This window comes from Moorena sp. SIO4E2 (assembly GCF_010671945.1).
In the GTDB taxonomy this organism is placed as follows: domain Bacteria; phylum Cyanobacteriota; class Cyanobacteriia; order Cyanobacteriales; family Coleofasciculaceae; genus Moorena; species Moorena producens.
Map to the genome: position 1 here is coordinate 21,181 of NZ_JAAHIE010000041.1, position 7,336 is coordinate 28,516.

A 7,336-nucleotide genomic window follows, 5' to 3' on the forward strand; every position below is an offset into this window, starting at 1 on the left:
TCCCCCTTATTAAGGGGGACGGGAGGGGGATCCTTAACCCACGCAGTATTGCGTATTACCAAATAATAAAAACCGGGTAATCCTTTAATTACCCGGTTTTACAACGGATTAGATGATCGTGAAATCAGCCTCTGTTAGAGGATTAGCGATCGCAAAAGTTGCTAATAGTTGATTCTCCAAACTAATGCGAGCATTTTGCGAATCTTGTTCAATGGATAACTGACCAAAGGTCAAACCATCGGCTAAACCAATTAAGTCAACTCCTGCCTGGAAATCGAGAATGAAATCTGTACCTTCCCCAGCAGCTAAGACAAAGGTATCACTACCGCTAATACCAGAAGAGTCATCACCAGTCAAGAAGTCATTACCTAATCCACCTCGGATTAAGTCATCACCTTCATTACCGAAGATAAAGTCATCTCCTGCACCACCGTAGAGTTTGTCATTGCCGAGATTGCCGTTAATCCGGTCATTGCCTAAGCCACCGAAGATAACGTCATCTCCGCCAATGGTGCTATCAGCAAAGTCTCCCTGCAATACATCATCTCCAGCTTCACCCTGAATCAGGTCATTGCCCAGACCGCCATCAACGGTATCATTGCCTTCAGCAGCAGTAATGAAATCGTTACCTAACTCGCCAACAATTTCATCACTATCTGGAGTACCTGAAATAAAGTTGGGGGCTGGAAGACCTAATAAAGGATCTACATCCAGGGGTTGATCTAATTCGATCAGAATAACTTCGTTATTATCAATATCCGGACCCCGTCCTACGGAGAAGGGATAGTTGTTGTCATTGGCAACTAAGATCGTATTCTGATCAATCACCAATACATCTTCGATCGTGACAAATGGGAAGGTAAAGGTGAGTTCACCATCCCCGTTCACATCATCTGGGTCAGGAATGTTGAGCAAGTCAACTACTTCCTCTTTGGCAACAAAGCCATTTTCATCAATCTCAGACAAGTCAATCTTAAAGATTTTCTTGAACTGAGCCTCCGCTCCTTGCTTACCATCCCGCTCTATGACTAAGAACTCGTTGTCATTGATGGGGGTAAAATCCCCAATCGGATGACCGGGAACATCGGTACGGTAAAATCCTACCAGACCTTGGTATTCACTGGAAGCAACATCAAACTCATAGATGCGTAGAGCATCCTCTGGGTCCCCATCTACTACACCTTCGAGTAGGGGATACAAGGTGGTGCGGTCAGGGCTAAATGCCATGCCCTCAAATCCGCGAGACCTAGATAGATTAGGCAGTATAGTTTCTTGGTCAACTACAATTCTTCCAGTTTCTGGGAAGTCTGTAAAGAAACCATCTACTCCAAGCTCAATCAATTGACGGAACTCATCCTCTGGGCTTTGAGGGGTACCATCAGGGTTGAGGGTCAGGAAGCGCTCTTCATTACGTAGGGTGTAGGGGTGAATCTGCATTCCTGCATCATGAGCCCAATCGATGAAAGGACGAACTTCACCAGTGAGCTGGGTAGTGATTTCAGCAATGCCATCACCATTGCCATCAACAGGAGTATCGATCGATTCCCGCAGCAAAAAGCTGTTTTTCCAAGGACCAACACCCTCAGCGTAGTTAGCGCCAATGTAGTCAAAGACTGTCTGAGTGGCTAAATCTTGGTAAGTGGTATCGGGAATACCATCACCAGTGACATCAGCACCAAAGTCGGGAACAATGTCAACTAAATCGCCGTAGGTAGCCCGAGCCTCTTCTGCGGTAAAGTCAGGTTTGCTGAAATTAGCAACAATATCGTAGGGAGCAGAAAAACCGCCACCACCAGCATTTAGGAATTGATCGTCTACATCTCCGTAGAGCTGTACTAGGGGTAGATTTTCCAATCCAGCCCCAGGTAGCAAGTTATTTTGTAAATCAATTAGGTTAGCTACTTCAAAGGATTGGATGAAAATCCGGCTGGGGTCGGTAAAACCAGTTTCTTGTAGGGTTGCGATTAAAGGCTCTTCTAGGGATAAGCCTTGGTCATCGAAGAATGTAGGATGCTTGGTTTCAGGATAGATACCGATTTTTTTACCAGTTTCCGCTTCTACCTGCTGGAGTAGTTCGATAACCTCTTTGAAAGTGGGAATTTCAAACTGACCATCGAACTCATCACTACGGAAGTCACGAGACTGAACAGCACGCAGTTGCTTGATTTCTGCTAAGGTAAAATCTTCAGCAAAGTAACCAGTAATTTCTTCACCATCCAGCAGTTTGGTGGACTTGCGGTCTTCACCAAATACATCAGCTACGTTAGTGGTGTCATCTAGCAACGGTTCGTGACGAGCAATCAAGACACCGTCTTTGGTGATTACTAGGTCAGGCTCAATGAAATCAGCCCCTTGTTCAATGGCAAGAGCGTAAGCTTCTAACGTATGCTCTGGACGCTCACCGCTAGCACCCCGGTGTGCAATGACTAGAGGAGGATCACCATTGAGGCTATTGAATTGTAAATCTGGGTTTTGAGGCGATCGCACAAATTCCCCTGTGGTATTCCCGGGGATATTGGGAGTAGAAATAGGGGCTTCGAGCAGTTTACCAGTGCTATCGAAGTGAAGTATAAACGGACCGAATTCGTCACCAATCCAGATATCGCCCTTAGCATCAATCACAAAAGACTCGATATCAAAATCCGCCCCGGTCAGAAAGCGTCCGCTACTGTCTTCGTTGACAATCTTGAAAGGAATTTTGCCATCAGGGTCAGACAGTTGAACAAAGCCTTCAATCTCTACACTACCATCTCCATCCTCTGCACCCTTGAAATCAGGGTTAACTTGATAGAGTCTGAGTAGGTAATCCGCACTATTCTGTTGGGCTCCAAAACCGTTATCTGATAGAAACCAAAAAGAGCCACCCCCACTAGGAGCAAACTGAACACCACTAAAGCCTTGAACAGGTTGTCCATCAAACGGACCGGTGCGACCATTGGCAGAAATCGGTTCACCGTTGCCATTGTCTGCACCAGACTGGGGTCCCTCTGCAAAGGTATCAGCTGGTAAAGATGCAAATCCTTTTAATTTCATAAAATCCTGGAATCAACGAGACTAAAACTCTCGAATTTAGCGTTTTTATATCTAGAGACTTAGAAGCACAGAAACTAGCTAAATTGTGTCAGCATTTCAGCTTTCAGCTATCACCTAGTACGTAATTGTTGCCAACCTTAAATCGCCTTGGCCTAGGTTTACGTGATGATTGAAACTGGCTGACCTCCCTTAGTAAGGTTTTCATTTCCAGGTTAAATTTTGATTGTATTTATATAAACATAATTATAAGGTTTGGTTAAAGCTTGTTTTTGAAGTCGCTGTAAATTTTTAGTGTAATTTTATCTGAGTAGGGTATAAATATTTTGTAAAGTTAACCTAGATTTAATATTAACTTAATTTTTTTAGTTTTTTATTAACCTTGAGCCTAGAGATTTTTTATATAATCCCTGACTAAGTAAGGTTTCGGCCAAAAATTTTGTTATCAACGATTTTAACAATTAGTTTTTAGCAAAGGGAGTAGGAAATAGGAAACAGCGGATCTGGAAATAATTATTTTTGATTTTTTTTAAGTAAGTATTCAGCCGTTGGCCACGCAACTTGGTATTAGCATTTAATTGTGAAAATGCAATAGTTTTTGATAACACTTTTATCTCACTCCTCTCACTAATCCCACTAATCCCAGTTGCCCCTACTGCTTGATATTGTGACAATGCAATAGTTTTTCAGCACTCCCACACCTCCCACACTACCCAAACCTCCCAAACCTTCCAAACCTCCCACAAGCCCTGAAATAGCGATAATGCAATAGTTTTACTATATCCTTGCCTTTTCCGAAAAAGTGTGTTAAAGTAATAATATCGTTAAAGCAATGGTTTACGACCCATGATGATTTCCACCGCACAAGCCGCTGAATTACTTGGTGTTTCCGCCACTCGCGTCCGTTACCTTCTGGGCAAAGGCAGAGTTAAAGGGGCTTATAAGGTGGGTAGAACTTGGGTAATTCCTTTGTTTGATGGCATGCCGGTGGTCACTCCTGGCACTCGCGGACCAAAACGGAACTGGTCAAAGCGCACAGAGTACACTAAGGCTGTGATCCACGTTAATCAGAAAGTCATTCGCCAAAATCTCAAGACCGGGGAGCGTAATCCTGTAATTACGGTGAAGCGAGGCACTAAAAATGTTTACGCTCATACGGTGGAGGTCAATGGCCCGTGTCGGGTGATGTATCGTCCAGATGATCCCCTCAAGTGTGGAGCACGGGTGTGGATTGAGACGATTTCTGATTTTGAAGTGATTTCAGCTTGATGGGATGTGAATGCGTTCGCGTAGCGTGACCTACGGTCAATCGCGTAGGGTGGCAGTAGGCCAATCCCATTCACATCAAATTAATCACAAGGTGTCTTTTTGCGATCGCATTCACATCGATCAATCACAAAGTGTTCTTTTGCGATCGCATAAGCGCGGAAGCTTCGCTTGATCGCGTAGGGTGGCAGTAGGCCAATCCCGTAGCGTGACCTACTGCCAATCCCATCAAACCAGTCAATGTGGCGTAAGTCCCCTTTTGCCTTTTGCCTTTTGCCTTTTGCCTTTTGCCTCTTGCCTTTTGCCTTTTGTCTTTTTCTTCAACCAAAGAATTAACTTACCATAAACATTGAGTAGTGTAAAACACTGTTTTATACGAGTTTACCGCCATTTCATGAATTTTTGGAGATATTTCTTGGTTTCTTAGTAAAATATCCTGATTCAATTTAGAGCTAGCGAAGAGTATAGTAGTCAACCATTACTTTTCTCTTTGCCATGAAAGGAAAAATTTTAAATTACCTTGTTATTATTGGAGTAAGCATTATTCTCCTGCTCGGTATAGTTACAACAGCTGTTGGTCAGGATAATTACAAACCGAATTTTAATGATAAGGTTTGTTTACAATGCTTTTCACCATATGTCCCCCTACATGACATACAACCATCAAATGATGAAGATCCTACTCCGGTTATAGGTTACCTTCAATCATCTATTGAAGTAACTAAGATAAACGATTCCTTCACTAGTGGTGATATCATTTTTGAAAAAATAACACTAGATAATAATAATTATGAATTTGCGATTAATAAAGATTACTTAGAAGACTGCATAAATAAAACCCAAAATCAACCCAATCAACAAAAAAAGATACAGATTTGTAAAATTATTAAACCAAAATCAAGTAATATAAAAATTTAAGTGTTTATAGACCAATATCACTGATAAAATTTATTATTCAGGATTACACCGCCTTTTAAACTCCTGATCATTATAGTACGTATTAGTAGCTTTTTTGTTACCTTTATGAAATCCTTCAATTATATCATTACAATACACAGATTCTTTCTCTAAATAAGCCACACGCAGCAAAACAGAAATCACCACAATAGCGATAACTATAACAAGTTTTGAGAGGATTTTCATAGGTAAGCTAAGTATTATCAAACTATCTGCTTTTGAACTTTCTTTTATCCCCTCTGGGGTAACTAAAGGAGTATCTGAAACAGGGCTATAATCCCTTGGTGCTTTAGCAATCTGAATTTTAGAACCTTCCTGATCAGTATAGATTTTAGGAGTCATGACAGGAAGGGTTTCTTTAATCTTATTTTCGATGTACTCATGTAACTCATCCAGAGAAATCACCCTATCCCCATTCAAATCAGCTTCTCCCGTTTCAATGCCTTGTACCAAATACTGAGTGTAAATTGAGAGCTGTTTGTCCAATTGACTAAAGGAATAGTCAGTTGAAGAGGCGAGAATAGCACGCCCTTCTCCTCCTAATTGATTTTGAAGATCGACGGAGCGATCATCTTTAACCAGTAGGCCCTTACGAAAAGCTGCACTAAAGCAGCAGTCGAGGATAACGACTTGTCGCTTGGAGCGGCTACCATTCATGATGTTATGGATAGCCCTAGCAGAAACGGCTGTTGTCTTAACTAGTTCCCCCTGTGAATTCTTACGAGTAATACGAGTTGTTAAATACAGTTGATTGCTGCTATCTTTGACACCGTGACCTGAAAAGAACAGTAACACCAAATCATCTTTTTCAGAACTAGCGAATAACTCTTCAATAGCCTCTTCCATTTCCTGTCGATCAGGATTGCTGAGAGCTTTGACATCAACAAAATTTCCCAGTTGTGGGGAACTGAGTATTCCTTTGATTTCCTCTAAATCTTTGGTTGCGCCAGGTAGTGGCTTTAACCCCTTTCCATATTTACTGACTCCAATCAACAGCGCTCGTTTGACCCCTTGTGATTGGCGAGCATCCTTTACATGGAGCTGTTTATGGCTTGGCTTGTCTAGCACAACTGGCTGATTTAGACGTTGAAATGACTCAATTGGACGTTGAATTAATTGAGCATCTTGCACTTGCATGAAAATCACAGGTGTGGCAAAATCCCGTTTCCGATATCCTGTTGATTCATGGAGACTAATTTCTCGTCTTCCTTCCTGTACTGCTATATCCGCTGGCTTCCCTTGAGCTAATTGTTTATAAAAGTGGCAGGCAAATCGGCTAGCTGTGCTGTTAGACACGGGATACTGCATTGCCACGACTACAGGAATAAGTTGCTGCACAACCTTGGAAGCTAGTCCTACAGATACTTTCGATGTAGACTCCATTGCTCCCTGACATGCCTGCAACACAATAATTCCAGGTCGATGCTGATTAAAGAGCTCACTAAATTCATTAGCGCTAATCCACCGTGCCTCACCTAATTCATCCACCAAGGCAATTTCACCATTTTCATTCTGAAAACGACCATGACCGATGAAATGGAAAATGTAAGGCTTTTCCCTAAGAACTTTATCAATAGCTTTGCGGCTAGCTGGATTCACGACTGGTAACAATTCCACCTGCTCTGGTTGTGCCTGGGCTAGTGTCTCTATCGCCGCCTGTACTTCTTCGTAGGCAACTGGATTTAAATCTGTGGGTGCAGAGACAACTAAGGCAATCCGCATTTTTTCATTTGCCCCTAACTGAATCGGTGGTGCTGAAATCCGCTGTGGGGGAAGGCGCGAGAAGACCAAGTCAGCTGCAGTAGCCAACCACATTGTTCCTAACTTCTCCCTTTGAGGCAAACACATAAATTCCCATGGGAACGCTGCCACTTCAGGGATATTTTGCTCGTCAATATCTAGCTCTACCCGTAGCAGTTGCTGTTTAGTGCGAACAACTTCGTTATAAAATCAATTGGGTGCGGCTCTTTTAAAAGTACGGTAGACTAGATCTCAGTAAAACTGACAAATTAGTCAGAGTAATAGTTTGAGTCAATACCTCCTGGTGGGTGACCAGCTGAAAAAGTCAGCAGTAGTTCAGGAA

Annotated in this window: 5 protein-coding genes; 2 read left to right on the forward strand and 3 right to left on the reverse strand. The window is 42.4% G+C overall.

Going from position 1 to position 7,336, the window contains the following annotated elements:
- Positions 1 to 108 precede the first annotated feature (108 nt).
- Complete coding sequence (locus tag F6K37_RS07660) at positions 109 to 3,033, reverse strand: esterase-like activity of phytase family protein (RefSeq protein ID WP_287249301.1); 2,925 nt, start codon at positions 3,031 to 3,033, stop codon at positions 109 to 111.
- A gap of 843 nt (positions 3,034 to 3,876) precedes the next feature.
- Here F6K37_RS07660 and F6K37_RS07665 point away from each other — a divergent pair.
- Positions 3,877 to 4,299 (forward strand): helix-turn-helix domain-containing protein, encoded by a 423-nt coding sequence (locus F6K37_RS07665; RefSeq protein WP_044492020.1) that lies wholly within the window; start codon positions 3,877 to 3,879, stop codon positions 4,297 to 4,299.
- Between the two features lie 124 nt (positions 4,300 to 4,423).
- Here the strand turns inward: F6K37_RS07665 and F6K37_RS07670 are convergent, their stop codons facing one another.
- The gene (locus F6K37_RS07670; protein WP_287249303.1) at positions 4,424 to 4,624 is read right to left on the reverse strand and encodes a hypothetical protein; all 201 of its coding nucleotides are present in this window, start codon (positions 4,622 to 4,624) and stop codon (positions 4,424 to 4,426) included.
- Positions 4,625 to 4,791: 167 nt separating this feature from the next.
- On the opposite strand from F6K37_RS07670, the gene F6K37_RS07675 reads away from it, so the two are divergent.
- The gene (locus tag F6K37_RS07675) at positions 4,792 to 5,214 is read left to right on the forward strand and encodes a hypothetical protein (RefSeq protein ID WP_008178498.1); all 423 of its coding nucleotides are present in this window, start codon (positions 4,792 to 4,794) and stop codon (positions 5,212 to 5,214) included.
- Between the two features lie 33 nt (positions 5,215 to 5,247).
- Here the strand turns inward: F6K37_RS07675 and F6K37_RS07680 are convergent, their stop codons facing one another.
- Positions 5,248 to 7,125 (reverse strand): caspase, EACC1-associated type, encoded by a 1,878-nt coding sequence (locus F6K37_RS07680; protein ID WP_287249305.1) that lies wholly within the window; start codon positions 7,123 to 7,125, stop codon positions 5,248 to 5,250.
- Positions 7,126 to 7,336 lie beyond the last annotated feature (211 nt).